Below are 2,298 nucleotides of genomic sequence, written 5' to 3' on the forward strand. Positions count from 1 at the left end.
GCAGGCCGCCGCCCGCGCCGCCGGGGCCGCCGAGGCCGGGCGGCAGCCCCTTCGGCATGCCGTCGGCCGCGGGCGCCTGCTCCTGGGGCCGCTTGCCGCCGGCGGCGCGCTTGCGCGGGTCGCCGCTGCGCTGCTTGCCCTTCTTCTTGGCGGCGGCCTTCGCGGCCTTGGCGGCCTTGCGGCGGCCTCCGGGCATGCCGGGCAGGCCCATCCCGCCGGCCATCTGCCGCATCATCTTCTGCGCGTCGAAGAACCGGGTGACGAGGCTGTTGACCTCGCCGACGCCGACACCGGAGCCCTTGGCGATGCGGGCCCGCCGCGAGCCGTTGATGATCTTCGGCTGGGCGCGCTCCTGCGGGGTCATGGAGCGGATGATCGCGGCGATCCGGTCCAGGTCCTTGTCGTCGATCTGGCTGATCTGGTCGCGGACCTGCCCCATGCCGGGCATCATCCCGAGCAGGTTGCCGATCGGCCCGAGCTTGCGGATCATCATCATCTGCTCGAGGAAGTCCTCGAGGGTGAAGTCCTCACCCGAGGCGAACTTGGTGCTCATCCGCTCGGCCTGCTCGGCGTCGAACGCCTGCTCGGCCTGCTCGATCAGGGTGAGGATGTCGCCCATGTCGAGGATGCGGCCGGCCATCCGGTCCGGGTGGAAGACGCTGAAGTCCTCCAGCTTCTCGCCGGTCGAGGCGAACATGATCGGACGGCCGGTGATGTGCCGGACCGACAGCGCGGCGCCGCCGCGGGCGTCGCCGTCGAGCTTGGTGAGCACGACCCCGTCGAAGCCGACGCCGTCCATGAACGCCTGCGCGGTGTTGACGGCGTCCTGGCCGACCATGGCGTCGACGACGAACAGCACGTCGTCGGGCTTGACGGCGTCGCGGATGTCGATGGCCTGCTGCATCATCTCGGCGTCGATGCCGAGGCGGCCGGCGGTGTCGATGACGACGACGTCGTGCAGGGCGTGCCGGGCCTGGTCGATGGAGCGGCGCGCCACGTCCACCGGGTCGCCGACGCCGCTGCCGGGCTCGGGCGCGAAGACCGGGACGCCGGCGCGCTCGCCGACGACCTGGAGCTGCTGGACGGCGTTCGGGCGCTGCAGGTCGGCGGCGACCAGCATCGGGGTGTGGCCTTCGGCCTTCAGCCAGCGGGCCAGCTTGCCGGCGAGGGTGGTCTTACCGGCACCCTGGAGGCCGGCGAGCATGATCACGGTCGGCGGGGTCTTGGCGAACCGGATCCGGCGGGTCTCGCCGCCGAGGATGTTGATGAGCTCCTCGTTGACGATCTTGACGACCTGCTGCGCCGGGTTCAGCGCCTGCGAGACCTCGGCGCCGCGCGCCCGCTCCTTGACCTGCGCGATGAAGTCCTTGACCACGGGCAGCGCGACGTCTGCCTCGAGCAGCGCGATGCGGATCTCGCGGGCCGTCGCGTTGATGTCGGCCTCGGAGAGCCGGCCCTTGCTGCGCAGCGACGAGAAGACCGTCGTCAACCGGTCGGAGAGCGTCTCGAACACGTGTCTGGACCGTCCTTGGAAAGCTTCTGGGATCGCCTATCAGCGTATAGGGTCACCGGCCGGTCCCCGCCCGGTCGCGCCGATCCTCGCCGGACCGCGCCCGATCCGCCGCCCCACCCCTCGGCCCGCCGGGCCGGATTCCCGTGGCGGCGGTCAGCCGAGCGTGTCCAGGACGCGCGCGCGGACCGCCGCGAGCGCGGCGGGGTCGGTGATCGGGGCGCCGTCCCCGTCGACGACGTAGAAGACGTCCACGGCCTCGGCGCCCAGCGTGTCGACCTGGGCGGCGCGGATGTGCAGGCCGCAGGCGCCGAGGGCCTGGCCGATCCGCCACAGCAGGCCGGGCCGGTCGTGCGCGCGGACCTCGACGACGGTGGCGGTGTCGGACGCCTCGTCCACGATCATGACGCGCGGGGGCGGGACGGCGGCGCCCGGCCGGATCCGGACGGAGCGGGCGCGGCGGTCCAGCCGGTCGGCGACGTCGAGCCGGTCGGCGAGCATGCGGCGCAGGTCGGCCTCGAGGGCGGCGGGGTCGGGCGGGGCGCCGTACTCGGGGACGGCGGTGAAGTCGAGGACGGCGGTGCCGGTGTCGGTGGCCGGGGACGAGACGGTGCGCGCGGTGCGGACGGCGAGGCGGTGCAGGGCGAGGACGCCGGCGGCGCGCCAGAGCAGGCCGGGCCGGTCGGGCGCGGCGACGGTGATGCGGGAGCCGGTGACGCGGACGGCGGCGCCGTCGTGGCGGGCGAGGGCGAGCCGGTCGGGTCCGAGGGCGGGCGCGGGCGGCGGGG

Annotated in this window: 2 protein-coding genes; both read right to left on the reverse strand. The window is 74.2% G+C overall.

The features are described 5' to 3' along the window. Positions 1 to 1,513, reverse strand: a 1,513-nt coding sequence (ffh, locus tag F9B16_RS50120) for a signal recognition particle protein (protein ID WP_225992686.1), incomplete at its 3' end; no start/stop codon positions are given. 153 nt (positions 1,514 to 1,666) lie between these two features. Next, the coding region (locus F9B16_RS50125) for an ACT domain-containing protein (RefSeq protein WP_151547301.1) at positions 1,667 to 2,298 on the reverse strand (632 nt) is incomplete at its 5' end.

It is taken from the genome of Actinomadura montaniterrae, from assembly GCF_008923365.1.
Classification (GTDB): domain Bacteria; phylum Actinomycetota; class Actinomycetes; order Streptosporangiales; family Streptosporangiaceae; genus Spirillospora; species Spirillospora montaniterrae.